Source organism: Micromonospora sp. NPDC003197 (assembly GCF_053590565.1).
Genome location: NZ_JBSFTE010000034.1, coordinates 51,046 through 74,623, shown reverse-complemented (window position 1 = coordinate 74,623; position 23,578 = coordinate 51,046). Strand labels below are relative to the sequence as shown.

29 protein-coding genes and 1 riboswitch are annotated in these 23,578 nt (G+C 67.3%); of the genes, 14 read left to right on the top strand and 15 right to left on the bottom strand.

The window, feature by feature from the left end; translation table 11 throughout:
• Positions 1-157: 157 nt before the first annotated feature.
• Complete coding sequence (locus ACWDV4_RS27565; protein ID WP_449984490.1) at positions 158-505, top strand: DUF4190 domain-containing protein; 348 nt, start codon at positions 158-160, stop codon at positions 503-505.
• A 111-nt stretch (positions 506-616) separates the two neighbouring features.
• Positions 617-1,735: a DUF4185 domain-containing protein gene (locus ACWDV4_RS27560; protein ID WP_449984488.1), complete on the top strand. Its 1,119-nt coding sequence runs from the start codon at positions 617-619 to the stop codon at positions 1,733-1,735.
• A gap of 34 nt (positions 1,736-1,769) precedes the next feature.
• Here ACWDV4_RS27560 and ACWDV4_RS27555 read toward each other — a convergent pair whose 3' ends face one another.
• From ACWDV4_RS27555 to ACWDV4_RS27535, 5 genes are all read right to left on the bottom strand, one after another.
• Entirely contained in the window at positions 1,770-2,393 is a 624-nt protein-coding gene (locus ACWDV4_RS27555; RefSeq protein WP_449984486.1) for a DUF6461 domain-containing protein, read from the bottom strand.
• Positions 2,394-2,520: 127 nt separating this feature from the next.
• A complete protein-coding gene (locus ACWDV4_RS27550; RefSeq protein WP_449984484.1) occupies positions 2,521-2,955 on the bottom strand; it encodes a hypothetical protein in 435 nt (144 codons plus the stop codon).
• Between the two features lie 377 nt (positions 2,956-3,332).
• Positions 3,333-4,277 carry an alpha/beta fold hydrolase gene (locus tag ACWDV4_RS27545; RefSeq protein WP_449984481.1) on the bottom strand — a complete coding sequence of 315 codons (945 nt, stop codon included), beginning with the start codon at positions 4,275-4,277 and terminating at the stop codon, positions 3,333-3,335.
• Between the two features lie 173 nt (positions 4,278-4,450).
• Positions 4,451-4,642: a DUF397 domain-containing protein gene (locus ACWDV4_RS27540; RefSeq protein ID WP_449984479.1), complete on the bottom strand. Its 192-nt coding sequence runs from the start codon at positions 4,640-4,642 to the stop codon at positions 4,451-4,453.
• Complete coding sequence (locus ACWDV4_RS27535; RefSeq protein ID WP_449984476.1) at positions 4,633-5,436, bottom strand: helix-turn-helix domain-containing protein; 804 nt, start codon at positions 5,434-5,436, stop codon at positions 4,633-4,635. Before ACWDV4_RS27535 ends, ACWDV4_RS27540 begins: the two co-directional genes overlap by 10 nt.
• Positions 5,437-5,671: 235 nt before the next feature.
• On the opposite strand from ACWDV4_RS27535, the gene ACWDV4_RS27530 reads away from it, so the two are divergent.
• A complete protein-coding gene (locus ACWDV4_RS27530) occupies positions 5,672-5,878 on the top strand; it encodes a hypothetical protein (protein ID WP_449984473.1) in 207 nt (68 codons plus the stop codon).
• Positions 5,878-6,225 carry a hypothetical protein gene (locus ACWDV4_RS27525; RefSeq protein ID WP_449984471.1) on the top strand — a complete coding sequence of 116 codons (348 nt, stop codon included), beginning with the start codon at positions 5,878-5,880 and terminating at the stop codon, positions 6,223-6,225. Before ACWDV4_RS27530 ends, ACWDV4_RS27525 begins: the two co-directional genes overlap by 1 nt.
• Positions 6,226-6,300: 75 nt before the next feature.
• Here the strand turns inward: ACWDV4_RS27525 and ACWDV4_RS27520 are convergent, their stop codons facing one another.
• Positions 6,301-6,882 carry a dienelactone hydrolase family protein gene (locus ACWDV4_RS27520; protein WP_449984468.1) on the bottom strand — a complete coding sequence of 194 codons (582 nt, stop codon included), beginning with the start codon at positions 6,880-6,882 and terminating at the stop codon, positions 6,301-6,303.
• A gap of 130 nt (positions 6,883-7,012) precedes the next feature.
• On the opposite strand from ACWDV4_RS27520, the gene ACWDV4_RS27515 reads away from it, so the two are divergent.
• A complete protein-coding gene (locus tag ACWDV4_RS27515) occupies positions 7,013-7,282 on the top strand; it encodes a hypothetical protein (RefSeq protein ID WP_449984466.1) in 270 nt (89 codons plus the stop codon).
• Positions 7,283-7,405: 123 nt separating this feature from the next.
• Here ACWDV4_RS27515 and ACWDV4_RS27510 read toward each other — a convergent pair whose 3' ends face one another.
• Positions 7,406-8,251 carry an SDR family NAD(P)-dependent oxidoreductase gene (locus tag ACWDV4_RS27510; RefSeq protein ID WP_449984463.1) on the bottom strand — a complete coding sequence of 282 codons (846 nt, stop codon included), beginning with the start codon at positions 8,249-8,251 and terminating at the stop codon, positions 7,406-7,408.
• 131 nt (positions 8,252-8,382) lie between these two features.
• Here ACWDV4_RS27510 and ACWDV4_RS27505 point away from each other — a divergent pair, with 131 nt between their 5' ends.
• Positions 8,383-8,769, top strand: coding sequence for a winged helix-turn-helix transcriptional regulator (locus ACWDV4_RS27505; RefSeq protein WP_449984461.1), 387 nt, complete (start codon positions 8,383-8,385; stop codon positions 8,767-8,769).
• A 67-nt stretch (positions 8,770-8,836) separates the two neighbouring features.
• Here ACWDV4_RS27505 and ACWDV4_RS27500 read toward each other — a convergent pair whose 3' ends face one another.
• Together ACWDV4_RS27500 and ACWDV4_RS27495 are read right to left on the bottom strand one after the other, a co-directional pair.
• Positions 8,837-9,262: a hypothetical protein gene (locus tag ACWDV4_RS27500; protein WP_449984458.1), complete on the bottom strand. Its 426-nt coding sequence runs from the start codon at positions 9,260-9,262 to the stop codon at positions 8,837-8,839.
• Positions 9,259-9,768 (bottom strand): hypothetical protein, encoded by a 510-nt coding sequence (locus ACWDV4_RS27495; RefSeq protein ID WP_449984456.1) that lies wholly within the window; start codon positions 9,766-9,768, stop codon positions 9,259-9,261. Before ACWDV4_RS27495 ends, ACWDV4_RS27500 begins: the two co-directional genes overlap by 4 nt.
• A gap of 83 nt (positions 9,769-9,851) precedes the next feature.
• Here ACWDV4_RS27495 and ACWDV4_RS27490 point away from each other — a divergent pair, with 83 nt between their 5' ends.
• The 3 genes from ACWDV4_RS27490 to ACWDV4_RS27480 all read left to right on the top strand — a co-directional run bounded on the left by ACWDV4_RS27490 (position 9,852) and on the right by ACWDV4_RS27480 (position 13,082).
• The gene (locus ACWDV4_RS27490) at positions 9,852-10,322 is read left to right on the top strand and encodes a MarR family winged helix-turn-helix transcriptional regulator (RefSeq protein ID WP_449984454.1); all 471 of its coding nucleotides are present in this window, start codon (positions 9,852-9,854) and stop codon (positions 10,320-10,322) included.
• Positions 10,323-10,462: 140 nt separating this feature from the next.
• A complete protein-coding gene (locus ACWDV4_RS27485) occupies positions 10,463-11,929 on the top strand; it encodes an aldehyde dehydrogenase family protein (protein WP_449984451.1) in 1,467 nt (488 codons plus the stop codon).
• 217 nt (positions 11,930-12,146) lie between these two features.
• Complete coding sequence (locus tag ACWDV4_RS27480) at positions 12,147-13,082, top strand: helix-turn-helix domain-containing protein (RefSeq protein ID WP_449984449.1); 936 nt, start codon at positions 12,147-12,149, stop codon at positions 13,080-13,082.
• A gap of 191 nt (positions 13,083-13,273) precedes the next feature.
• Here ACWDV4_RS27480 and ACWDV4_RS27475 read toward each other — a convergent pair whose 3' ends face one another.
• Positions 13,274-13,810: a hypothetical protein gene (locus ACWDV4_RS27475; RefSeq protein WP_449984446.1), complete on the bottom strand. Its 537-nt coding sequence runs from the start codon at positions 13,808-13,810 to the stop codon at positions 13,274-13,276.
• A gap of 235 nt (positions 13,811-14,045) precedes the next feature.
• A riboswitch (ZMP/ZTP riboswitch) is annotated at positions 14,046-14,132 on the top strand.
• A gap of 32 nt (positions 14,133-14,164) precedes the next feature.
• On the opposite strand from ACWDV4_RS27475, the gene ACWDV4_RS27470 reads away from it, so the two are divergent.
• Positions 14,165-15,430 carry a serine hydroxymethyltransferase gene (locus tag ACWDV4_RS27470; RefSeq protein ID WP_449984443.1) on the top strand — a complete coding sequence of 422 codons (1,266 nt, stop codon included), beginning with the start codon at positions 14,165-14,167 and terminating at the stop codon, positions 15,428-15,430.
• 72 nt (positions 15,431-15,502) lie between these two features.
• On the opposite strand, the gene ACWDV4_RS27465 is transcribed toward ACWDV4_RS27470, so the two are convergent.
• The 4 genes from ACWDV4_RS27465 to ACWDV4_RS27450 form a co-directional block, all read right to left on the bottom strand.
• Positions 15,503-16,213, bottom strand: coding sequence for a DUF998 domain-containing protein (locus ACWDV4_RS27465; protein WP_449984440.1), 711 nt, complete (start codon positions 16,211-16,213; stop codon positions 15,503-15,505).
• A gap of 12 nt (positions 16,214-16,225) precedes the next feature.
• Positions 16,226-16,843, bottom strand: coding sequence for a Clp protease N-terminal domain-containing protein (locus ACWDV4_RS27460; protein WP_449984437.1), 618 nt, complete (start codon positions 16,841-16,843; stop codon positions 16,226-16,228).
• Positions 16,844-17,080: a helix-turn-helix domain-containing protein gene (locus tag ACWDV4_RS27455; protein WP_449984435.1), complete on the bottom strand. Its 237-nt coding sequence runs from the start codon at positions 17,078-17,080 to the stop codon at positions 16,844-16,846.
• 118 nt (positions 17,081-17,198) lie between these two features.
• Positions 17,199-18,104, bottom strand: coding sequence for a substrate-binding domain-containing protein (locus tag ACWDV4_RS27450; protein ID WP_449984432.1), 906 nt, complete (start codon positions 18,102-18,104; stop codon positions 17,199-17,201).
• Between the two features lie 96 nt (positions 18,105-18,200).
• On the opposite strand from ACWDV4_RS27450, the gene ACWDV4_RS27445 reads away from it, so the two are divergent.
• Together ACWDV4_RS27445 and ACWDV4_RS27440 are read left to right on the top strand one after the other, a co-directional pair.
• On the top strand, positions 18,201-18,977 hold the full coding sequence (locus ACWDV4_RS27445; protein WP_449984429.1) for an SDR family NAD(P)-dependent oxidoreductase: 777 nt from the start codon (positions 18,201-18,203) through the stop codon (positions 18,975-18,977).
• Between the two features lie 357 nt (positions 18,978-19,334).
• Positions 19,335-19,712, top strand: a complete 378-nt coding sequence (locus ACWDV4_RS27440) for a PH domain-containing protein (protein WP_449984426.1) — start codon at positions 19,335-19,337, stop codon at positions 19,710-19,712.
• Here the strand turns inward: ACWDV4_RS27440 and ACWDV4_RS27435 are convergent.
• Positions 19,706-20,623, bottom strand: coding sequence for a 2-hydroxyacid dehydrogenase (locus ACWDV4_RS27435; RefSeq protein WP_449984424.1), 918 nt, complete (start codon positions 20,621-20,623; stop codon positions 19,706-19,708). The two genes, ACWDV4_RS27440 and ACWDV4_RS27435, sit on opposite strands and share 7 nt — an antisense overlap.
• 96 nt (positions 20,624-20,719) lie before the next feature.
• Between ACWDV4_RS27435 and ACWDV4_RS27430 the strand changes: the two genes are divergently transcribed.
• Both ACWDV4_RS27430 and ACWDV4_RS27425 read left to right on the top strand, forming a co-directional pair.
• Entirely contained in the window at positions 20,720-21,901 is a 1,182-nt protein-coding gene (locus tag ACWDV4_RS27430; RefSeq protein WP_449984421.1) for a PQQ-dependent sugar dehydrogenase, read from the top strand.
• Between the two features lie 114 nt (positions 21,902-22,015).
• Positions 22,016-23,578 (top strand): metallophosphoesterase, encoded by a 1,563-nt coding sequence (locus ACWDV4_RS27425; RefSeq protein ID WP_449984418.1) that lies wholly within the window; start codon positions 22,016-22,018, stop codon positions 23,576-23,578.

Here is a 23,578-nt window from a genome sequence, read left to right as displayed (position 1 = left end):
CCTCGGCATACCGGTAGAACCTCTCTAAACACCCGAATCGCCGTTCATCGAGCGCCAACTATGAGTCGACGCTCAAGTGAAAGACCGAGGCTAACATCTCAGCGTTCCTCGTCGTCCGGGACCCACGAGACACTTCGATGAATCTAAAATGGTCGACATGGTCGATCCGAGCCCTGGGCTCACACCGCCTCCCTACCGGGAGCCGCGCACCTCTGCCGCCGCCGTCACCAGCCTGATCTCCGCCATCTTCGGCCTGGTGGGGGGCTGCCTGATCTGCGGAATCCCCCTGGTCGTCGCCATCATTACCGGACACATCGGCGTCGCCCGCACCCGCCAAGGCGAGCTCAAAGGGCACGGAATGGCGCTCGCCGGTCTGATCATGGGCTACACGTTGATACTTCCCACAGCCCTCATCGCTCTGGTCGTCGCCCTCACCCCAGAGGGTGCGGCAGACATCGTGAGCGGCCTTTTCACCTTCATCGAGAACCTGGTGGCCCACATCTGACCGACCGGCCCACCCGCTAACTTGCCCTACCGACGACAGCCGAAGACCCAGACGCGCATAATCATGTAAGTCGATATATATTCGGTCTTCGTACCGTTGGAGGGGTTGCTCATGGCACTCGCTCGTCGCTCGTTCCTCGGAAAGGTCGCGGTCGCTGGCGCGGCCGGAGCGGTCGCACCGTACCTGCTCCGCCCCGGTAACGCCCAGGCCGCGACCTGGACGAAGCGCCTCACCGGCGCGGACCTCGACACCAACAGCCGGTGGCAGGTGGCCGGCACCGACCTCGGCATCCCGTACGTGCTGGAGAACGGCTCGATCGGCTACCTCTTCGGCGACACGTTCAACACCCCGTGGCCGGAAGGGCCGCCGCTGCCGAACGACTGGCGGTCACCGGTGATGCTGCGCTCCAACATCCACCCGGGTGCGCCCGGCGGGATCGTCTTCGACAGCGCGGCGCGAGTGGTCGGCAACGGCCGCGCCCCCGAACTGATGCACAACGGCCACAACGGGATCGGCATCGACGGTATCTGGGAAGTCACCGTCATCCCCAACGACGGCATCAGCTTCCCGGAGACCGGACGCCAGCTGATCTCGTACATGAGCATCGAGAACTGGACCGACACCGGACCGGCCGGACCAGACTGGAAGTCGCGCTACGCCGGCCTCGCCTACTCCGACAACGGCAACGACTTCATTCGTACGTCGTTGAAGTGGTGGAACACCGACAACAACGCCGACCCGTTCCAGATGTGGACGATGCAACGCCACGGCGACTGGGTGTACGTGTTCTCGGTCCGCTCCGGCCGTCAGGACGGTCCGATAATGCTGCGTCGGGTCCGTTGGGATCGACTGTTCTACCCCGAGTCGTACGAGGGTTGGGGTTGGAACGGCAGCGACTGGGGCTGGGGTCGACCGTGTACCCCGATCCTGACCGGCCGCTTCGGCGAGCCATCGGTACGGCGGCTCAGCGACGGCACCTGGGCGATGGCGTACCTCAACTGCCTCATCGGATGCATCGTGACCCGTACGGCGAGCGGGCCGGACCAGGTCTGGACGGGGGAAAAGATCCAGGTCACACCGTTGCAGGAGCCCGGAATGTACGGCGGCTTCATCCATCCCTGGTCCACGTCCGGCCCGAACGGCCTGCACCTGATGGTCTCCAAGTGGACCAAGACCCTCGACAACCGGAGTACGGCGTACCACATGAGCCAGTTTGTCGGCTCGCTGTAACGGTCGCCTCGGCTGGGAGATTCGGCGGAGGTTGCTAGCGGGAGTTGACCTTCACCAGCAACTGGGGACGGTAGAACCAGTCAGCGTCGAGTCGGATGCCAGTCAGCGACTCGACGGTGGCCATCGCGGTTTCCCAGTCCGGCGATGGGCCCGGGTGCGTTCCCGACATCGAACGATCATGGAGGTTGCACAACGCATCGAGGTGGTCGGTCAGGGCCTCCGGATCGGTGCCCCACCTGTCCTGCGGCCTCAGCACGTCCAGTTCAGTGACCAGCACGCCGTCGACGGCATGGTAGAGCCGGTTGAAGTTGTTGATCACCCAGAAGACCCCATGGACGGTGGCACCCTGACTGAGCCGACGCAGCACGTCCTCGTAGGGATCAGCGGGGCTGTACCCCACGATGACGACGGTGTCGTCGCGCTGCTCGACGAAGACTATGTCGTCGTCGCCGTCGACATCAGCCGGTCGCTCCGTCGCCATGGTGTCCGGGTCGCCGTGCAACCGGCGTACCACCTCATCCACCGTCAACTGCCCCTGATGCGGACGCACCACCGTCCAGCAGAGGGATTCTTCGATGCTGATACTCCACGCAAGGTCGCTCAGCTGCTCGAACATACCCACGTAGTGCTCAATCTGCCCCGGCGTCGGACCGAACATTGCACCTTCCTTTGTGGACGAGAACAGCCGCCTGACCTTACCGCCAGGCAGGGCTCGCCCACGTCCCTCAGACCTCTTCCGCCGCAACCCGGCCCGCCACTAAGCACCCGGCCGAACAGCGAGATGATCACGGCCGGGGTGGCGTGACGGTGGTTGGTCCGTACGATCTCACGCTGCCGGCAATCGCCGCCATGATCGCCGTCAGGACGCCGAAGATGATCGTCAGCCCTATGGCGACACCGTCGCCCCCGTCGAAGCCGAAGACGAACTTGAGCTGAGCGCTGACGGCCGTGCCCCACAGCACCGGCGCCGTCACGAAGATCGCCCCTACGTAAAGCACGCAGAGCACGCACAGCGCCCATGCACCGAAAATCATGCGGGCAAAGGTGAACCCCGCTGCGACCAACAGCAGCCCGGCGCCGATGACGCCGCCGAGCACGTTCACCAACACCAGGCTGGACCAGCGACCGGTCGACCCGCTGGCGTAGACGACGTTGTAGAGCGCGAACCAGACGAGCATGCCGGCGGTGAGCAGCGCCAGAATGCCGGCGATCACCGCCACCGCAGCGTTTGCCCTCGGTTTAGGCGACGCCGCCAACGGGATCGGACCGCCACCCCACGGCGCGGGTCCGCCCACCATCGACGGCTGACCATACTGAGGAAACCTGGGCTGCGGTGGATTCGGCTGCATCCGTACTCCTCGCGCGTTTCGGCGACCCGACCTGCCGCCCATTATGGTCCCCGATCATCGGAGCGACAGGCCCCGAGTGGCGGCCGGTGGTGACAGCACGCCACCCCCAGCCGTTTGGTGCAGCGCAGGATGCATCCGTTGCAGCCAGAACAACTGCCAGAACAGTTGCCAGAACAGTTGCCAGAACAGTTGCCAGAACCATCGCCAGATTGGCAACGGATGCGCACAGAGAGAGGCTGTATCGCAGCTCAGCGCGAAACAGTATGGGTCAGGATGAGGTCGGCGATCTGCTGGGACAGGCCCGGGGACCAGAGCGAGTGGCCCATTCCGGTGACGACCCGGAGTTGGGCGCCAGGGATCTGTCCGGCGAGGGCCTCGCCGTGTGCCAGCGGAAAGAGCGGGTCGGCGGTGCCATGGACAACCAGCGTCGGTGCGGTGATCGAGGAGAGTGACGCGAGGCGATCGGCGGTCATCTGCCGGCCGGCGAGGTCGTGGTTGGTGGCGGCAGCAGGGTCACGTGCCCGGTCGTACGAAGTCTCGACAAACCGTCGTACGCCCGGCTCGTCGAAGGGCAGAACGTCCCCGTTGAGCATCTGCCATGTCTGGACGCTCGCCTCGATGTTTTCTTCCCGGGTGGTCCGCGGCCAGCCTGCCGAGGTCTTGAGAAAGTCGAAGAACCGCATGCTGGGCGGGGGTAGCTCGTCAGGGTCGGCGGGCTGTCCGCTCATCGCCCGCAGCCAGGCCGGCCCGGGGTTGTTCCCCATCGGGGACGTCATCATCGTGGTCAGCGTCCTGACTCGCGCCGGATGGTGCACGGCGAGCCACTGCCCGATGGCCCCACCCAACGACGCGCCGACGATGTGCGCTGCGGCGATGCCATGTCCGTCGAGCACTGCCAGGCTGTCCGCCGCCAGGTCCGCCAGGGCGTACGGGTGGGTCGCGAAGTCGACCCCGTCGGAGCGGCCGGTGTCGCGGTGGTCGAAGCGGATGACGTGCCGTCCCCCGTCGGCCAGCCTCGTCACGAGTTCGTCTGGCCAGCCGATCCCCTGCGTCGACGTTCCCATGATCAGTAGCACGGTCGGGCGTACGGGGTCGCCGAACTGCTGGGTCCAGAGTTGCAGGTTTCCGGACGCGACGAACTTCTCGGAGCCGTGGTCGTCAGTCGTAGCTGACGCAGCATCTTCGATAGCCATGCGGCGAAGATAGCGAGCCGCCCATCGACATTCATCGACCACTACCAGCGCTCACAAAAATGGCCAATGATACAATTAGGGCAGCTCGCCGGCCTCTCTTCGCTGATCGATTTCGATCCGCTTCAGCCACAATCCATCCGGCAACTCCCCCGACCTCACTGAGGGCAACGGGGTCAGTCGTGGGCCGGCACCGCCGCAACGAACGCCTGCCAGGCGGCCGGGCCAAAGACCAGCGCCGGACCGGTCGGGTCCTTGCTGTCCCGCACCCCGACGACACCCGTCAGGTTGTCGGCCACCTCGACGCAGTTTCCGCCTGCGCTGTTGCTCCGGCTGCTCTTGCGCCACCGCGCCTTGGTCAGGTCCATGTCTCCGCCACTTCCAATATCAGCTTCAGGGACTGCTGGTGGGACAACGCCTCGCCCCGGATGGACTCCCACACTTGGACCGCCGCCTTCAGGTCCTCCGGACGGTCGAAGATCTTGGCGTGGAGCTGGCCCTCCACATAGACGATATCCTCTCCCGTAGGCGGCGTGGCGATCACGAACGGTCCGTCGAGGCCGGCATAGGCCGCGACCGAGAGCGGTACGACATGGATCCGCACCCGAGGTGCCGACTCGCCCACCTTGGCCAGTTGGAGCAACTGGTCCCGCATCACCTCCGGCCCGCCGATCCGCCGCCGCAGCACGAACTCGTCGATGACCACGGTGAGCAGTGGTGGTCGATCACCGGCGAGAACCTCCTGCCGGGTCAGCCGGGTCGCCACCTGCTGCTCGACCTCTGCTACGGAGAGCAGCCCCGGCCCGGTCAGAATCGCCCGCATGTACGCCTCGGTCTGCAACAGGCCCGGCACGTAGAGCGGCTCGAAGCCGCGTAGTGCGCTCGCCTCCGCTTCGATGCCGGCCCACTCGCGGAACCAGGCCACCAGGGCTTCCCGGCTGAGCTGCCGCTGGATACGGGCGAAGAGGCCATTCGTGTTGAGCACCGTGTCGCAGCGGCCGGCGAAGTCGGCGCTCGGTCGACGTTCCCCCGTTTCGATCTTCGCGATGGTGGCCGGTGAATAGTTGAGCAATTCGGCGAGTTGGGCCTGGGAAATGCCCGCCGCCGCGCGGGCAACCTTCAACTCTTCCGCAAAGTGTTCGAGCATGGGCGAGATCGCCACGGACAACCTCCGTACAAATAAGAGCTTGACACAAAAGATCTCAGTCACTCGCCGCTGGCCAGCGCGATTCGCCTTCCCACAGTAGCGGGCCGGACACCAAACTACATCTATCGGATGTGGCGGTTTCAGCAGGCCGCATGAGGGACACATCCGCCCGGGGCCGCCGTCGCCTCATCACCCGTCCCCCACCGACGGCGGCCCCATTCCACGCAATTCCCCAGAGAGGATCTCGATCATGTTCAGCGGCGACTTCGAGCAGATTCCGTATCCCACTCAGCGGTCCAAGAAGGAAACCGAAACACCGGGTACGACTCCGGATGCGGTCTCCGACGACAAGCCGGCCGAGGCAACAGTCGATGGGACGCCTGACGGGTTGTCTGACGGGGCGACTGAGGCCGAGTCGCCGACACTGCGGCGGATGCCCGAGCGTCGGTCGATCTGATGAGCTCGCCACCCCTCAGCAACGCCGGCAACAGCCCCGACGCCCGCACCTTCGACTCCGACATCCGCAGCGACGCCGCCGAGCTGACCACCCAGGTACGGCAGTTGGTGCAGCCCGGGGACACGATCACGATTCCCGAGCCGTACTACTACATCGGAAACGGGTCGCTGCGGATGGAGGTGTCCAGTGTCGGCACGATCCTTCAGGTCGGCGCGCTGGTCATGGTGGAGTTGCGCGGCTGGGAGACGAGTCGGCTCGTCCCCGGCCGCTCTCCGCGTCGGGCCGCCGTACACCTGGCGGCGCTGCGCCTGCCCGGCGCGGTAACCAGACCCCTCGACCCGGCCTGATCCCCGACCTCTCGGCCCGGCATGACCAGTCTTCTCGGCACGAGATGACCCGGTAGGCGGGCCAGCGGCCTCAGGTCACACGCGAGCGAGAAAGTCCAGGCTGCGCTGCCACACGCGGGCCGAGGCCGCCTTATCGCCGTCAGCCACTGACTGGTCAGCCACTGACGGATCGGTGAAGAGATGCCTGACGCCCGGATAGGTGAAAATTTCCACAGCCGCGCCCGCCTCGACCGTGGCCTTCCGCCAGGCGGCCACATCCGCATCGCTGAAGTATTCGTCGGGCTGGGCAATGTGCAGCTGCACCGGCAGGCCAGCTCGTAGCGGTGACAGTTCCCCGCCGGTGCCATGCAGCAACAACAATCCTGCGGTCTCCCGGCGCTCGGTAAGTAGGCCGCTGACCACGCCCGTACCCATGGAGAAGCCGGCCAGAACGGTGTCGACGGGTAGGTCCCGCACCGCATCCCGCGCCCGGTGCATGATTTGCGCCCAGCCAATCCGCTCGCTGAGCCCGAACCCCTCGTCGACGGTGGCTGCCACCTCACCGTCGTACAGGTCGGGGGTGACGACCTGGTGCCCGGCGGCGCGAAACCGGTCGGCGGCGGCCAGTACGGCGGGACGCAGCCCGTACACGGAGTGGAACAGTGCAATGTGGGTCACCCGGACATCGTGCCCGACAGGGCCGCCACCTTTGGGAACGATTGTTGCTGCCGGGTGAGGAACTGAGCTCCGGCCGACGTACGTATGCCGGGCGAGTCTGATCGGGACCTGCGCATGCAATGATGCGCCGATGTCGCTTCCTCGCCCCTCCCGGGTCTTCCGCGCAAACGACATCCTCGGCGGTCGGGTGATGCTCGACGGCTATCCGTTCCGGTACATCGTCGTCGCCCCCGCGGTGTCGGCGTCGACAGTAGTAGGTGCCGCCTTCAATCGTGCCGGCGCGGAGAACTCGATGTTCGATGAGGTGCTGACAGCGGTGGAGTTCCTGGAAACGAGAGGATGGGAACTCGTCAGCATGGATCAGGGCTTCGTAGCCTGCCTACGACGAGTCCGACGGTAACGACCTGGTGCCCGGTGACGCGACACCGGTCGGCGGCGGCCAGTACGACTGGGCCGACGCTTTGGGAACGGTTGTTGCTGCTGAGGGCCGCAACAACCGTTCACAAACCGTGCTCGTTGCGCCCTATTCCCTGCGTGTTCCCCGCGTGGACAACTCCCGCAACCCGGCCACCAGTCGACGCGCATCGGTCCGATCGAAGGCCGGGCCTGCGACGTCGATCCTCTGGCGGACCCGGTACGCGGACGACACAGCCTCCGGCGGAGAACCGATCAGCTCCGTGATCGGTCGGATCGCCCGTGTGACCGGAGTGCCGAAGAGCTTCGCGAGCGCCTTCACCACACCCCGTAATGGCTGCCGGAACGGATCGGCGAGTCCAGTGTTGACGAACATCGGGTTGTACAGGACGTACCGGATCCGGCTGTCCGGATGCTCAGCGGCGAATGCGACCCCGAGCAGGTCGTTGGCGCGCGCACCCTGCATGGTGGCAGCGAAGGCGCGGTAGCCCTCGCGTAGCTGGAGATCGTCCCAGTGCAATACCCCGGCCTTGATCCCGCCGGTACCGCACAGGTTCACGATGACTGGGCGTGGTGCCCGTTCCAACGCGTCGCGCAGGCCCTCGACCAACAGAAACCGGCTCAGTACGTAGAGCGCGAAGGTGCGCTCGATTCCCTCCCCGGTCTCCTGCCGCGTCATCTGGTAGCGGAAGGCACCGAGCACCAGGGCATCGATAACCGGATGCTCCTCGCGCAACTGCTCGGCAAGTGCGACCGTGCCCGCCATCGAGCTGAGATCCGCCGCGACGAACGAGCAGCGGTCACCCGCACCGAGGCGGGCGGCCTCGGCCTGGAGCGACTGCCCCTTGGCCGGACTGGTGCCGATGGCGACAACACGATCGCCCTGACGGAGATGATGCAGGGCAAGAGCCCTGCCGATGCCGTCGGTCCCACCGGTGATGACCAGGGTTCGCACTGAATGCCCCTTCGCTGTTCGCCTGCTCCGGCGCGATGACGGGTACTCGTCACGAATACGCGTACTCGTCGTGCGGCGCGGATACGCTCGATCCTCGATCGACGATTCCGGCCGCGAAAGAAGGCACATCCATGTCCCCGGTCATCCCGGTACCGGTCACGGTGCTGGAGCGCACCTCATGTGCGGCGACGGACGTACTGCACCGCATCGGTGACAAGTGGAGCCTGCTGATAATGGCGGTGCTGGCCGAACGGCCGTACGGATTCAACGAACTGGACCGTACGGTGCACGGCCTGAGCCGTCGCATCCTCACCCGCACGTTACGGACGCTGACCCGGGACGGGCTGGTAAGAGGTACCGAACACGACGGCGTGGCAGCACGGGTCGACTACGCGTTGACCGACCTCGGCCGGTCGCTGCTACCGCTGGTGATCGCGGTGGGCAGATGGGCCGAGTCGCACGACGGTGAGATCCAAGCCGCCCGTGCCCACCACGACGCCACCACTCGCAGCCGCTGACTCCCCTCGACGCGCCCCTGGTAGTCCACTATCGGTTCGGGCCCGAGCCGGCGTGCCTGGTAGTCCACTATCGGGTCGGCAGCCTGAGCCGGTGGGTGGTCCAGACTCGCGCTGCGCCGACCACGGCCCCGACGGTGGCGAGTGCGATCACGCCGGGCGCGACCAGGCCCGACGCTTCCCCGCTCTCGGTGAGGATGGCGAGGAGGGGACCTGCCTCGGCGGCGATGATCGCCACGAGGAGGGTGACGGCGAGGCGAATCGTGACGCGTGCGAACGGCTCGCACACGGCTATGAGGAGGATGCCGAGGCCGTAGACATTCAGCGCGGGTACGACGGTCGCCTGCCCGGAGGAGAATTCGGCATCGCCGATGCTCGGCCATCCCGATTCGGGAATCGCCCCGGCCAGGACGAACGCAATGACTGCGTAGAGGGCGATCGCCACGACGCTCAGGAGCAGGCGAAGCCAGATCCGGTATCGGATGTGCTCGCTCATGCTGCCGCCTCCAGGTTGCCGATCATGACTTGGAGGCTGGTCACGGTGCGTTCGTATTCGCCGTCGGCAAGGCCGGCAACGGTCAGGTCTCGGGTGGTCTGGACCTCGATCATCAGGCTCTCGTAGAACGCTCGACCCGGCTCAGTGAGTACGTAGACATCGTCGTCAGCGCGGATGAGCCCGTTCTCCGCGAGCGGTTCCAGGTGTTGTTCCACGGTTTCTTCGGCACGCTGGTCGAGGAACGGGGCTACCGCCGAGGCCAACGCGTCGAGCGAGGCCGAGTTCTCAGCGAGCGGGGTTCCATGTTCGGCGAGTGGGGCCCGGTTACCGGCGAGCGTGGCGGTGCCCCCGACGAACGGGGCCCGGTTACCGGCGAGCGTGTGCAGGAGTTGCCACTGGCGACGGGTGATGCCGCGGACGCCCAGGGTGCGCTCGAATCGCTCGTCGATGAGACGGTCGAGCTTGCGCAGCAGTAGCCCGATCGGGGGCAGGGACGGGTTCGCCACCCTAACGATAGTTGTATTCATGCAACTGTTGTAAGCGTGCAAGTGTGTAGTTGTCAACTAGCAACTGTTGTACCGTGGCAATCATGACGTCGGATGATCGCGCACCGGACGAGGTGATCGAGCGGGCGTTGGTACGCATCAGGCGCCACCAGCAGGCCCGCCACCTGCAACGTCGCGCTGCCCAAGGCGATCCTGCGGCGGCCTCGGTCGCGACCGCGACCCGGTTCCGCTACCTCGACGCCCTCGACGGCGCGAGCAACGGCCTCGCCATCTCCGAGATCGCCGAGGCAATCGGCGTCGACCGGCCGCGCTCCAGCCGGCTGACCAGCGAACTGGTCGCGGACGGGCTGGTGCAGCGCGACACCGTTCCGGGCGACTCCCGCTACACGCGCATCCGGCTGACCCCGCAGGGCAAGCAACTGGTGGACAACATCCACGAGACCCGCCGCCGCAATGTCACCGACGCACTTTCGGAATTCACCCCTGAGGAAGCGTGTACCTTCGCAGTCCTCCTCGAACGCTTCGTGAACGCCTGGCCGCGCGAACCCGCCTGATGGACGTCGACCCCCTCTCGACAGCAGACACCCTGCCTGGCCTCTGACTGGCTAGGAAAAGCTCTCTCTGGATGACTTCTCGGGCCCGGATGAGCATTGGGCATGACCAGGGCACCGAGTGCCGGAGGACAACTTCCGGCATGGCCCGGCCTGCCGAACGAGAGAAGATCATCATGCGTGAGCACACCAAGCTGTACCTCGACGGCGCCTGGCGCGAGCCGGAGCAGGGCTCCGTACTGGAGTTGACCGACTCGGCCACCGGAACCGTCACCGGGCGGGTGACGCTGGGCGGTGAGGCCGACCTCAACCGAGCCGTTGCCGCAGCCAAGCAGTCCTTCGCCTCGTTCTCCCAGACCACCCCGGCAGAGCGCATCGCACTCCTGGAACGCATCCTCGACGAGTTCGACCGGCGAACCGAGGACCTGGCCCAGGCGGTGACCGCCGAGCTGGGAGCGCCGCTGACGCTGGCCCGAGCCGCACACGTGCCAACGGGCCGCATCCAGATCAGCACGGCGATCGAGGTCCTGAAGTCGTACGCCTTCAGCGAGATGCGTGGTGACACCGAAATCCGCAAGGAACCCATCGGGGTAGCGGGACTGATCACCCCCTGGAACTTCCCCGTGCTACAGACCGTCGGGAAGACCGTCTCGGCGATCGCCGCCGGGTGCACCGTCGTCCTCAAACCGGCCGAACTGACCCCACACTCCGCCATCATCGTCGCGGAGATCATGGACGCGGCGGGTGTCCCCGCCGGGGTGTTCAACCTCGTCCCCGGCTGGGGGTCGGTGATCGGCACTGCGCTCAGCACACACCCGGACGTGGAGGTCATCTCCTTCACCGGCTCTGTGGATACGGCACGCCAGGTCACCGTTGCCGCCGCACCGGCGATGAAGCGCGTCAACACCGAACTGGGTGGCAAGTCGCCGCACATTCTGCTGCCGGACGCCGACCTGAACATGGCCGTGGAGACGATACGCACCTGGATGATGGCGCCAACCGGCCAACTGTGCAGCGCACCCAGCCGCACCCTCGTACCCCGGGCACGACTTGACGAGTTCCTGTCCGTGCTCGTCCCGGCCGTGGAAAACCTCAAGCTGGGCGACCCGCGTGCCGACGACACCGACATGGGCCCGCTGATCTCGGCCGAGCAGTGGAACATCGTCCAGGGCTACATCCAGCAGGGCCTGGACGCCGGGGCTCTGCTGGTGACCGGCGGCCTCGGCAAGCCGACGGGGCTGGCGCCGGGTCTGGCGGCCGGGCACTTCGTCAAGCCGACCGTGTTCAGCGAGGTCAGCAACGACATGACCATCGCACGTGAGGAGATCTTCGGCCCGGTGATGTCGGTGATCGCCTACGACACTGTCGAGGAGGCGATCGAGATCGCCAACGACACGACGTACGGCCTCGCCGGTTATGTCACCGGCACGGACCTCGACGCGGCCCGCACGGTCGCGGCACGGATCCGGGCTGGCTGCATCCTCATCAACGATGCCGAATTCGACTGGTCGGCCCCGTGGGGCGGTTACAAGCAGTCCGGCAACGGCCGCGAGTTCGGGCCGGAAGGCCTGACGGAATACCTGGAGACCAAGGTCGTACTGGGCGGCTGAACCGCAGAGCACGGGTACGGCGGCGCGGGCCTTGCTGGGGCTCGTACCGTCGTACCCGGTTCCTCGACGGCCAGCCCGCTGTTCCTATGCAGATTCTTCCCTGGAACGCTGCCCGTGATCCGGCCAGGATGGTTAGTGATTGCGTGGCGGGGCCGCGCCGGGCTGGCCGGGCCGGAACCGGCCCGGGGGTCCAAACCTCATCGACGGGGGTCTCATCGTGACGGAACTGGGTCGTTTTCTGCGTGCATGTCGGGCAAAGGTGAGCCCCGAGCAGGTCGGAATGCCCTCATCAGGACACCGTCGGGTACCGGGACTACGGCGTGAGGAACTCGCCACGCTGGCAGGGGTCAGCGCGGACTACATCATCCGACTTGAACAGGGCAGGGTGAAGACCGCCTCCACCGGGGTGCTCACCGCGCTCGCCAGGGCCCTGCACCTACGTTCCGACGAGGAGGAGTACCTGCTGCGGTGCGCAGCGGATTCGAGCCCCACCAGATCGCGGGCGTGGACGAGGGCACCCCACCGACAGCGGGTGTCTCCCGCCACCCAACTGCTGCTGGACAGCATGACGGGCGTCCCCGCATTCGTGCTCGGCCGGCGGATGGACGTGCTTGCCTGGAACAACCTGGGTGCCGCGCTGATCATCGACTTCGGCAAGCTGCCGCCAGAGCGGCGCAATCTCATCTGGCTGGCCTTCCTGCACCCCGACGTCCGTGCACGGTACGCACACTGGGAGAAGGTGGCGAAGGAATGCGTCGCCTTCCTCCGAATGGACGCGGGCCGCTACCCGGAAGATCCCGCGCTCGCCCGACTCGTCGGAGAACTGTCGTTGAAGGATTCCGGCTTCCGCCAATGGTGGTCCAACTACCACGTTCGTGCCCAGCGCTCCGGCCGCAAGGAGTTCATCCACCCGGCCGTCGGTGACCTCACCCTGGACTTCCAGGTGATGGATCTGCGCGGCAGCGGTGACCAGGTTCTGCTTGCCTACACAGCCGAACCGGATTCCCGATCAGCGCAGGCCCTGGCGTTCCTGGCGGCCTGGCCCGACGTAGAAGCGGCAGGCATGGAAACGGCAGGCGTAGAAACGGCAGACATGGACGGCGGCGGTCAGCCGAAGAACTCCAGCGCCCCGGCAAACGGCTTTACGGCGTAGGTCGGGCACCTCGCAGCCGTCGGCCGGATAACCGACCGGAACCAGAATGTACGACCCCTCCCGCCCTAGGCTTCCTAGGACCCTAGATAGAAAAATGGGGGGCGTACCCCATCGTCGTGCGACACAGCTCCGACGTTAGGAAGGGGCCCTTCCTATACAGAAAGCGATAAGAAGGGGCCCTTCCTTACACCTCAGTAGGCGACGAGGGCGATGACCAGAGTGGAGACCGCGGCGGCGAGCAGCACGCTGCCGGTGCCGACGCCGACGACCGCACTCACCTTCAACGAACGGGAGCGGGCTACCGGAATCGCGGCGAGCGCCACCAGCGTGATCAACGCGGCCACCACGTGGATCAGCGGATAGTCGATCAGTTCGGCGACCGGGAACAGGTGTACTCCCACGACCAGGGCGATCCAGGCCGAGATCAGCTCACTACGGCGAAGGGCTGCGAGGATCCCCGCACCGAGTCCGGCGAGACCGAACTCGATGCCGACGACGATGCCGAAGGTACGGCTGGTGTCGGCGTCGAACGCCGTTCCGTCCGACCAGTGTCGCCAGGCGAGTAGCCCACTGGCGACCGCCATGAGAATGGCGGTGATCGAACCGGTGGCGAGCAGTTTCCGCCAGGCGGGCGGGGGCGCCTCCTGGGCCCAGCCGTACCAACTGGATGCGAAGAAACCGAAGATGACGGCGGTCGCCGCCGCGTCCCGGACGTGCAGCGCGATCATTTAGCTCCCCAGATGCTGGTCGATGTTGCGCTAGCAGAGCCCACCGGGATGCAGATGCCAGTTGACCTTGCGCGACCTACCGGAACGTACACCAGGCGCGAAAGGCCGGCCCGAGGATGGCAACCGAGCGCAGGTGCGGGGCTACCGCCGGCTCCTCCGGGGCCGAGGAACCCGGGCCGTGGGCGACGCACCCCGGGCCGTGGCCAGGGGACCATCGGAGACCGGATAGCATCTTCGCCGTACCCGCGACTGGCGCAGCGAGGTGGAATCGACCACCGGGGAGCGACCGACGAGGAGTGCACCGCGCGCCTGGGTGCATCCCGCTAGGCACCGCCGCCTGCCAGGAGGACGCTCGTGCACGTACCACCGATCCCCAGCCTCGCCACCGAGGACCCGCAGCTCGCCGCCCTGATCGAGGGAGAAGCGCAGCGCCAGCACGACAAGCTCCGGATGATCGCTTCGGAGAACTACGTCTCCAACGCCGTGCTGGAAGCCAGTGGCACGGTGTTGACCAACAAGTACTCCGAGGGGTACGCCGGTAAGCGCTACTACGAGGGTCAGCAGTTCGTCGACCAGATCGAGACGCTGGCCATCGAGCGGGCCAAGGCGGTCTTCGGTGTCGACCACGCCAACGTGCAGCCGTACTCCGGGTCGCCGGCCAACCTCGCCGTCTACCTGGCCTTCCTCTCCCCCGGTGACAAGGTGATGGGGATGGCGCTGCCGATGGGCGGCCACCTGACCCATGGTTGGTCGGTCTCGGCCACCGGCAAGTGGTTCACCTCGGTCCGCTACAACGTCTCGAAGGAGACCGGCCGGATCGACCTCGACGAGGTACGCGACATCGCCCGCCGCGAGCAGCCGAAGGTGATCTTCTGCGGCGGCACGGCGGTGCCCCGTACCATCGACTTCCCCGGCTTCGCCGAGATCGCCCGTGAGGTCGGCGCGGTCCTGGTGGCCGACATCGCGCACATCGCCGGTCTGATCGCCGGTGGCGCGCACCCGTCGCCGGTCGGCTATGCGGACGTCATCACCACCACCACGCACAAGACCCTGCGTGGTCCGCGTGGCGCAATGATCATGACGACTGCGGAGCACGCCGCCGCGATCGACAAGGCGGTCTTCCCGGGCCTCCAGGGTGGTCCGCACAACCACACCACCGCCGGCATCGCGGTGGCGCTGAAGGAAGCCGGCACCGATGGCTTCCGGGCGTACGCCCACCAGGTCGTCGCCAACGCCAAGGCGCTGGCCGCCGCGCTGACCGAGCGGGGCTTCGCGCTCTCCTCCGGTGGCACCGACAACCACCTGATCCTGGCCGACCTGACTCCCAAGGAGATCGGGGGCAAGCCGGCCGCGCAGGCGCTGGACCGGGCCGGCATCGAACTCAACTACAACACCGTGCCGTACGACACCCGCAAGCCGTTCGACCCGTCCGGCATCCGGCTCGGCACCGCCGCACTGACCACCCGGGGGCTCACCGAGGAGCAGATGCCGCAGGTGGCTGCCTGGATGGACGAGGCGATCACGGCGGCTGGCAAGAACGACGAGGCGACCCTGGAGCGGATCGCGGGCGAGGTGCGGGACCTGCTCGCGTCGTACCCGATGCCGGGCTTCGCCCGCTAGGACGCTGAACGACGTGCCCGGCTGCGGCGCGACCCGAGCGGGTCGCGCCGCAGCCGGCGATGCATGGAACCGTTAGCGTGCGCGGTCCAGTTGGTGTCTCTGCTGTACGCCGAGCAGGGTCAGCCAGGCAAAACCGGTGACGACGGCGATGCGTTGGAACAGTCCGCCGTACTCGACCAGGCTCGCCACCTGGGCAAAGGCCAGGTTGGAGAGTTCGAACGTGGCCACGAAGACCACCGCCGAGGCGACCGAGTAGGCCACCCATCGCCATCGTTTCTCTGCCCCGAACCGTCGGGCGAGTACGACGAAGGCGATCGGTAGCGCCAGGAACCCGGGGATCGACACCAGATCGTGCAGGATGCCGTGCCAGGTCGGCTGCGAAATCTGGTCCGGTGTCCCGGCCGGGAAACCGCTGATCGGGTCGGTGACGAAGATCCCCGCGCCGATCAGGGTGATCCCCCAGCAGCCGACCAGAAGTGGTCCCCAGGTCGCGCCTCGGCCCGGTCGAAGTGCCCGACGCAGGCCGAGGGCGAAGGCCATCGTCAGCAGGCCGGCGACGATGAAGTTGCCGTCCTGGATCCAACCCAGCTCACCGAGGGCCAACGAGCTGACCGGATGCCGCAGCGGGTCGTAGTCGGCCCGGGTGGCCTCCTGGACGAGAACCGCGATGACGAAGAGTGGGCCGGCGAGCACGCCGCAGGCCAGGAGCCGTCTGGTCAGGACCGGGCCGGGCCGACGAGGTGCCGGTCCGGGCGTCGCGGTACGCGTCAGAGTCGTCGTCATGGCGTACCTGCCTCAGGCTGCCTTGGCCAACTCGGCGAGGGTCGCGGTCCGGAGCGTCTCGGCGGTGAGGCCGGCCTCGGCGAGGACCGTGCCGGCCAGGCCGGCGTCGTCGCGGAGCAGGCCGAGCAGGATGTGCTCGGTGCCGATGTGCCGGTGGCGCAGGTGAATGGCTTCCCGCAGCGCCAACTCGAGGGTCTTCTTGGCCCGTGGACTGAACCCGGGGCTGCGGCCGACCGACCCGGACCCGTCACCCTGGCCGGTACGTTGCCAGGGCCAGAGCCGCTCGCGTCGGGACGTCGGCGGCGGGGGTACGGCCAGCGCCTCCGGTCCGAGGGACTCCTCGATCCGCGCCAGCACCGCATCGAGGTCGATGCCGATCGTCTGTAGGGCGGCGGCGTCTTCATCGCCGAGGATCTGCGACTGCCCACCGGCCAGCCGGACCACGTTCGCCCGGACCTGCGTCTGGTCGAGGCCGGCCTGGCGCAGCACGGTGGCGGCGATGCTGGTCTCCTCGGCGAGCAGCGCCAACAGGAGATGCTCGGTGCCAACCTTCGCGTGGTTCAACTGCTGGGCAGTGATCCGGGCATTGATCACCGTTTCCCGAGCCGCAGCGGTGAATCGTTCGAACATTCAATCCTCCCGTGGGCCTGGTGCCGGCATCCGGCCGGCGTACTTCTTGTGAACGGCCTGTCTGGTGACCTCCAGCGCGTCGGCGATCTCCTGCCAGGACCAGCCTTGTCGTCTGGCGTTGGCGACCTGCGCCGCCTCCAGGGCTTCCGCCAGGCGCCGCAGCGCCAGCGTGGCCCGGAGACCCGCGCGGGCATCTGCACCGCTGGCTGCCGTGGCCAGATCTGCCACATCACTCATGGCGTCAACTTTAGTTGACATCACGGGATGGCGTCAACCTCAGTTGACACGTTCAGGTGAACGAAGCCAATCCAGCATGCGGAAGCGCCGTGATCAAGAAAAAACCGTTACGGCGCGCTCAGGCGGATGCGCGCTCGACAATTTCGGACGGTGCCTCGGTCCAGCCCTGCGCAGTAGCGTTGACCGCTAACCTCGCCGCCCTGCGCCCATAGGCGGTAGCGTCGATTCGCACCGTCGTCAGCGCAGGTTCCCACAGATGTCCTCGATGTTCGTCGTCAAAACCCATCACCGCGAGGTCTTCCGGCGCGCGATACCCGAGGCGTGCCATGGCAGCAAGGACGGCGAGGGCGACGTTGTCGTCAAGCGCGGCGACCGCGGTCACAGTTGTCTTTCGCGCAAGAGCACGCACGATTTCGGTGCGTGATCGGGGATTGGGCTCCATGGGAACTCGCATCACAGTCAGCGGTGCCAACCCGAGTTCTCGCGCTGCGCGGTGAGCGTCGGCAACGCGCGCGCGTCCGAACACACCGGTGCCGCTCGCTGGGCTGGCGAGGGCGACGCGTCGGTGGCCGCGGGCGGCAAGATGCCGCAGTTGCATCCACGAATGAAAGTGGAAGTTGGCCTGGTGCCCGCGAAACACTCCCCACCCGCCGTCCTGGTGCGTGCCACCGAGCGGACGTACGAGGTCCACGACGGCGTGCGGTGCGAGAACTCCCCGAAGGGCCCGCGCGGCATCGTCCGAATCCGGCGTCACGATGAGGGTACGGTCGTGCTGGCGCAACTCCTCTTGCATCGTGCGGATCACGCCGCTAAGACTCTTCCCGATCGCATCCGTGCCGATGTTCAACAACACGATCGGTAAAGCACTTCGGTCTGCCGGCACCGTCGTGACGCTCGACGGGTAGCCGAGCTCGCTGGCTGCGGCGCGCACACGCTCCTTCGTCACCGCGGAGATCGTCTGGTTCGGCACGTCGTTGAGAACGTAACTGACGGTGGCGGTGGATACCCCGGCGGCAGCGGCCACGTCGCGGATGGTTACTCGACCGGTGGGCACGCGAAGGCGCGTAACAGGTCGCCGGATCCGGAGAGTCACCTGCCGACACCGCGAGAAGGGAAACGCATGGGCAAGGTAGACGGCAAAGTCGCCATCGTCACGGGAGCGGGCAGCGGACTGGGCAAGTACGAGGCGATCCGCCTGGCGGCAGAAGGTGCCAATGTCGCCATTTGTGACATCCAGGAGGAGCGGCTGCAGGAGACAAAGCAGCTGTGCGAGGAGCAGGGTGTGCGCGTCGTGGCGGTCGGCTGCGACGTACGCTCCTACGACAGCCTGAAGGCTTTCGTGGACCAGACGGTAGAGCAGTTCGGCACCATCGACGTTCTGGTGAACAATGTCCATAGGACCACGCTCAAACCCTTCCTCGATCTGGACATCGAGGACTTCAGGACCGAACTCGAAATCTCCGTCTTCTCCGCCTGGCACATGATGAAGTTGTGCTTCCCGTACCTGAAAAACAAGCCGGGCGCAGGTGCGTCGATCATCAACTTCGGCTCACGGTGGGGCCAGGAGAGCCCCAAGCTCAGTGCGACGTACTCGGCCTCGAAGGAGGCTGTCCGCGCACTGTCGCGCACGGTCGCCCGCGAATGGGGCGAATACAACATCCGCGTAAACGCGATCTGCCCGGGCGGATTTACTGACAATGCCAGCGCGAGCATGCATGAGCAGCATCCGGAGATGCAGAAGTTTGCGATGGAGGCGTTCAAGGACAATGCCTTCGGCCGCCCTGGCGATCCGTACAACGATGTCGCTCCGATCGTCGTTTTCCTCGCATCCGACGACAGCCACTGGCTCTCCGGTCAGACGATCAACGCCGATGGCGGAGGGTGGATCGCAGCCTGAAACACCGTCGCGGCGGGCAAGCCGAAGTTTCCCTGAGGCACTGGTAGCCCACAACGCCCCTGTCCGCCGATCGGAAAGCTTCGGTGGCCCGGTCGGCGGGTAGTGCCCAGGATGCCCCGGCAAGTCACAAAGTGTCCGGCACCGCGCAGGTCGGGCCGCGTACGTGATACTGCGGGCGCGGCGATCACGCGCAACTCGGTTCCGCGTCTGCGCCAACCACCCCAGGCCGCAGATCCGCCCGACTTTGCCGAGACCCTGGGTAGTGCTCCTACTCGGGTGGCACGCGAATTCGGGCGTACGAAGCCCTGCTTTCCGCCCACTAGCGACGCGCACCGGCACGAGTGCAAAAATTGCCGGGTGAGCAGCGCCAACAGCATCCGCTTCCGACACAGCCAGGCGATCTTGGTGGCCGCGATCGTCGCGTTCATCGGCACCCTGCCGCTGGCCTCCGCCCGATGGTTCCTGGTCCCGCTGCTACTCGTACCGCTGGGGGTCGGGGTGTGGGCCTGGCGCGCCGGCACCGACGCCGACTCCCAGGGGCTGCGCCTACGTGCGCTGTTTGGCCAGCGGCTCATCCCCTGGTCACAGGTGGTCGAGCTGACCGCCGACCCGCGCGGTCAGGCCGTCGTACGGCTCGACGATGGCAGCCACACCCGGCTGCCCGCCGTACGCGCCGACGACCTGCACAAGCTCCTCACCGCCAGCGGCCAGACCCTCGAGGGCCCCGCTCAGTAGCCCTCCACCACCTCGTTGATCAGCGGCTCGCCGGCCGCGTACCGGCGCAGTTGCTCACCAACCAGCCGGTACGCCCGAGGCAGCAGGCCGGCGACCGATCCGCCGATGTGCGGGGTGAGCAGCACGTTGGGCAGCCCCCAGAGCGGATGACCGGCGGGCAGTGGTTCCGGGTCGGTGACGTCCATCGCTACCCCGATCCGGCCGGTGGTCAACTCGGCGACCAGGGCCTTGGTGTCGGCCACCGGCCCCCGGGCGGCGTTGACCAGCAGTGCTCCGTCGGGCAGGGCAGCCAGGAACCGGGCATCGACCATCCCCCGGGTCTGCTCGGTGAGCGGCACGATCATGACTACGACGTCGGCCGCCGGCAACAGCTCTGGCAGGTCGGCCACGCCGTACACCCCCTCGGCCGGTCGGGCGGTACGCGCCACCATCGTCAGCGTCACCTCGAACGGCTCCAGCCGGCGTCGGATCGCAGTGCCGATCGACCCGGCCCCGACGATCAGCACCCGCTTACCGGCCAGCTCGCCGGTCACCTCGGGCGCCCACTGTCCCCGGGCCTGAGCCCGTACGAAGGTCGGAAAGGCCCGCAGGTACGACAGGATCGCGGTAAGCACCCACTCGGCGGTCGACGAGTCGTGCACTCCTCGGCCGTCGCACAGGGTCACCCCGTCGGGCAGCCGGCCGACCCAGACGTCCGCCCCGGCCGACATCAGCTGCACCACCCGCAGGTCGGGCAAAGTGGCCGCGACCGGCACCGACTCCGTCTGGGACAGGAACGGCGGCACCCAGAACTCGACCCCGGCCGGGTCCCGAGGTTGCCGGGTCGGCTCCTCGACCACCTCGACAGTCACACCGGACGGAATCTCACCGAGCAACTCACGGCCCCGCTCGTGGGCAATCCACACCTTCACGCCCGCCGACGATAGCCGCCGCCGGCGATCGGCCGACGATCTGGTTCAGCCCAGCGGCGCAGCGCGAAGGTGGACGATATGGCTACTCTTGGGCAGGTGAGCCTTCGTCCTCCGTACCCCCGGCCCACCCGTACCCGGGCGGCGGTCGCGCTCTGCGCGGCGGTCGTCCTCGCGACCGGCGGCTGCGCCTTCGGCGAGCCTGAGCCCGACCCCGCCGGCGAACCACCGAGGTTTCCCACCCCATCCGTGTCGCCCAGCCAGGGTGGTGGCGTCGATCAGCAGGTGGCGGCGACGGTGCTGGCCAAGGGGCTGCGGGTGCCCTGGGGCATCGGCTTCCTACCCGACGGCGCGGCGCTGGTCACCGAACGGGACACCGCCAAGATCCTGAAGCTCGGCCCGGAGTCCGGGCCGGACGGGCTGAAGGTGACCACGGTGCAGACCCTGGACGTGGTCGACGCGGCCGGTGAGGGGGGCCTGCTCGGGCTCGCCGTCTCACCGGACTACGCCAAGGACCAGACGCTTTTCGTCTACTACTCGACCCGGCAGGACAACCGGATCGCCAAGCTGACCCTGGGCGGCGCCCCGACCCCGATCGTCACCGGCATCCCGCGCTCCGGTATCCACAACGGCGGGCGGCTCGCGTTCGGCCCGGACGGGTTCCTCTACGCCACCACCGGGGACGCCTCCGAGCGGGGGCTCTCCCAGGACACCAAGAGCCTCGCCGGCAAGATCCTGCGGATCACGAAGGACGGCAAACCGGCCCCGGGCAATCCCTTCCCCAACTCGCCGGTCTGGTCCCTCGGGCACCGCAACCCGCAGGGCATCGCCTGGGACGCCAGCAAGCAGATGTACGCGGCGGAGTTCGGGCAGAACACCTGGGACGAGATCAACCGGATCGAGCCGGGCAAGAACTACGGTTGGCCCGAGGTGGAGGGGCCCGGCAGGAACCCGGATTCCCGCTTCGTCGATCCGATCGTCAACTGGCAGACCGGGGACGCCTCCTGTTCCGGACTGGCCGCCGTCGAACGTCTCCTCGTCACCGCGTGTCTGCGGGGCGAACGGGTGTGGCTGGTGGAACTCACCGCCTCGGGCGGTGTCCTCGGTCAGCCCCGGGCGCTGCTCACCGAGAAGTACGGGCGGCTACGCACCGCCGTCGTCGCCCCGGACGGCTCGCTCTGGGTCTCCACCTCCAACCACGACGGGCGAGGCCAGCCCAGCCCGGAGGACGACCGGATCATCCGGCTGGTCTTCTCCGGCGGCGGAGCCGGCAAGAGCTGACCCCGTCCGGCCGGGTTTGCTGGTTACCGAACTCGTCCGGCCGGGTTTGCCGTTTACTCGACTCGTCTGGCCGGGTTTGCCGAGATCATCGGTGGGGCAGGTGATGATGTGCATATGGACGGACGCCACGACGACGAGCAGACCGCCAAGGGACGACCGGACTCGGCGGTACGTCGTGCCCTACGGACATCCCGCACCGCCCTCCGATCGACCGCCAGCCGCCGGATCGGGGTCGGTCTGGCCGTCCTGGCGGTCAGTCTGGTCGGCATCGTGGTCGGCATGCTCCTCGGGGGCCGGGTGCAGACCGACGTCGGCCCGTTCCAGGCCGAGATGGCGATCACCCCGTCGACGAACGGCGAGACCCGGATCAACATCCCGCCGCTGGGGGCGCTCCAACTCGACAGCCACGACGGGCCAACCCGGCTGACGGTCCAGCTCGGCTCGCTCGACCAGCGGCGCACCGAGGCGCTGATCGATGACCCGGCGAGCCTCAACCGGGCCAGCCAGTCGGCGGTCAAGGACGTGACCAGCGGGGTCATCCGGGTGGGCATGCGGACCATCGCCGCCACCGTACTCTGCACGCTGATCCTGGCCGCCCTGGTCTTCCGCAACATGCGCCGGGTCGCCTGGTCCGGCGTACTGGCTCTGGCGCTGACCGGCGGCAGCCTCGGCATCGCCGGGCTGACCCTACGCCCGGAGTCCATCGAGGAACCCCGCTACGAGGGGCTGCTGGTCAACGCGCCGGCCATCGTCGGTGACGCCCGGCGGATCGCCAACGACTACAGCAAGTACGCCGAGCAGCTGCAACGGCTCGTCGGCAACGTCAGCCAGCTCTACACCACGGTCTCGGCGCTGCCGGTCTACGAACCCGCGCCGGGCACCACCCGGGTACTGCACGTCTCCGACATGCACCTGAACCCGACCGGATGGCAGCTCATCCGTACCGTGGTCGAGCAGTTCAACATCGACGTCGTGGTCGACACCGGCGACATCACCGACTGGGGCAGCGAACCGGAGGCGTCGTTCGTCGGCTCCATCGGTGTGTTGAAGAAGCCGTACGTCTTCATCCGGGGCAACCACGACTCGCCGGCCACGGCGGCGGCGGTGGCCCGCCAGCCCAACGCGATCGTGTTGAACAACTCGACCACCACCGTGGCCGGGCTGACCATCGCCGGGATCGGCGACCCTCGGTTCACCCCCGACAAGGCGACCTCACCGGCCGGCTCGGGCCTGTCGAAGGAGACTGCCGACGCGCTCATCGGGACCGGCGACAAACTCGCCGCCACGGTCAAGGCGTCACCGAACCCGGTCAACATCGCTCTGGTGCACGATCCGGCCTCGGCCGGCCCGCTCGACGGTGTCTGCCGGTTGGTGCTGGCCGGGCACACCCACAAGCGCGAGACACGCACCCTGCCGGAGAAGCCCGGGGAGCCGCCGACCCAACTGATGATCCAGGGCTCCACCGGGGGCGCGGGCCTGCGGGGACTGGAGGGCGAGAAGCCCACCCCGCTGACCATGACCGTGCTCTACTTCGACCAGCAGAAACTGCTCCAGGCGTACGACGACATCCAGGTCGGCGGGACCGGCGAGTCCCAGGTCAGCCTGGAACGGCACGTGATCAAGGAGCCAGCCGGGGTGAACCCGTCGGCCCCGGTCACCCCGACCCCCACTCGTTGA

Bases quoted from the DNA above. Each gene is read 5' to 3' on its own strand.
- ACWDV4_RS27540 (WP_449984479.1), bottom strand. From the start codon at position 4,642: ATGGACCTGACCAAGGCGCGGTGGCGCAAGAGCAGCCGGAGCAACAGC.
- ACWDV4_RS27525 (WP_449984471.1), top strand. From the start codon at position 5,878: ATGAGCTCGCCACCCCTCAGCAACGCCGGCAACAGCCCCGACGCCCGC.
- ACWDV4_RS27425 (WP_449984418.1), top strand. From the start codon at position 22,016: ATGGACGGACGCCACGACGACGAGCAGACCGCCAAGGGACGACCGGAC.
- ACWDV4_RS27465 (WP_449984440.1), bottom strand. From the start codon at position 16,213: ATGACGACGACTCTGACGCGTACCGCGACGCCCGGACCGGCACCTCGT.
- ACWDV4_RS27555 (WP_449984486.1), bottom strand. From the start codon at position 2,393: ATGTTCGGTCCGACGCCGGGGCAGATTGAGCACTACGTGGGTATGTTC.
- ACWDV4_RS27485 (WP_449984451.1), top strand. From the start codon at position 10,463: ATGGCCCGGCCTGCCGAACGAGAGAAGATCATCATGCGTGAGCACACC.
- ACWDV4_RS27565 (WP_449984490.1), top strand. From the start codon at position 158: ATGGTCGATCCGAGCCCTGGGCTCACACCGCCTCCCTACCGGGAGCCG.
- ACWDV4_RS27530 (WP_449984473.1), top strand. From the start codon at position 5,672: ATGTTCAGCGGCGACTTCGAGCAGATTCCGTATCCCACTCAGCGGTCC.
- ACWDV4_RS27445 (WP_449984429.1), top strand. From the start codon at position 18,201: ATGGGCAAGGTAGACGGCAAAGTCGCCATCGTCACGGGAGCGGGCAGC.
- ACWDV4_RS27545 (WP_449984481.1), bottom strand. From the start codon at position 4,277: ATGGCTATCGAAGATGCTGCGTCAGCTACGACTGACGACCACGGCTCC.
- ACWDV4_RS27455 (WP_449984435.1), bottom strand. From the start codon at position 17,080: ATGAGTGATGTGGCAGATCTGGCCACGGCAGCCAGCGGTGCAGATGCC.
- ACWDV4_RS27505 (WP_449984461.1), top strand. From the start codon at position 8,383: ATGTCCCCGGTCATCCCGGTACCGGTCACGGTGCTGGAGCGCACCTCA.
- ACWDV4_RS27475 (WP_449984446.1), bottom strand. From the start codon at position 13,810: ATGATCGCGCTGCACGTCCGGGACGCGGCGGCGACCGCCGTCATCTTC.
- ACWDV4_RS27500 (WP_449984458.1), bottom strand. From the start codon at position 9,262: ATGAGCGAGCACATCCGATACCGGATCTGGCTTCGCCTGCTCCTGAGC.
- ACWDV4_RS27560 (WP_449984488.1), top strand. From the start codon at position 617: ATGGCACTCGCTCGTCGCTCGTTCCTCGGAAAGGTCGCGGTCGCTGGC.
- ACWDV4_RS27490 (WP_449984454.1), top strand. From the start codon at position 9,852: ATGACGTCGGATGATCGCGCACCGGACGAGGTGATCGAGCGGGCGTTG.
- ACWDV4_RS27460 (WP_449984437.1), bottom strand. From the start codon at position 16,843: ATGTTCGAACGATTCACCGCTGCGGCTCGGGAAACGGTGATCAATGCC.
- ACWDV4_RS27515 (WP_449984466.1), top strand. From the start codon at position 7,013: ATGTCGCTTCCTCGCCCCTCCCGGGTCTTCCGCGCAAACGACATCCTC.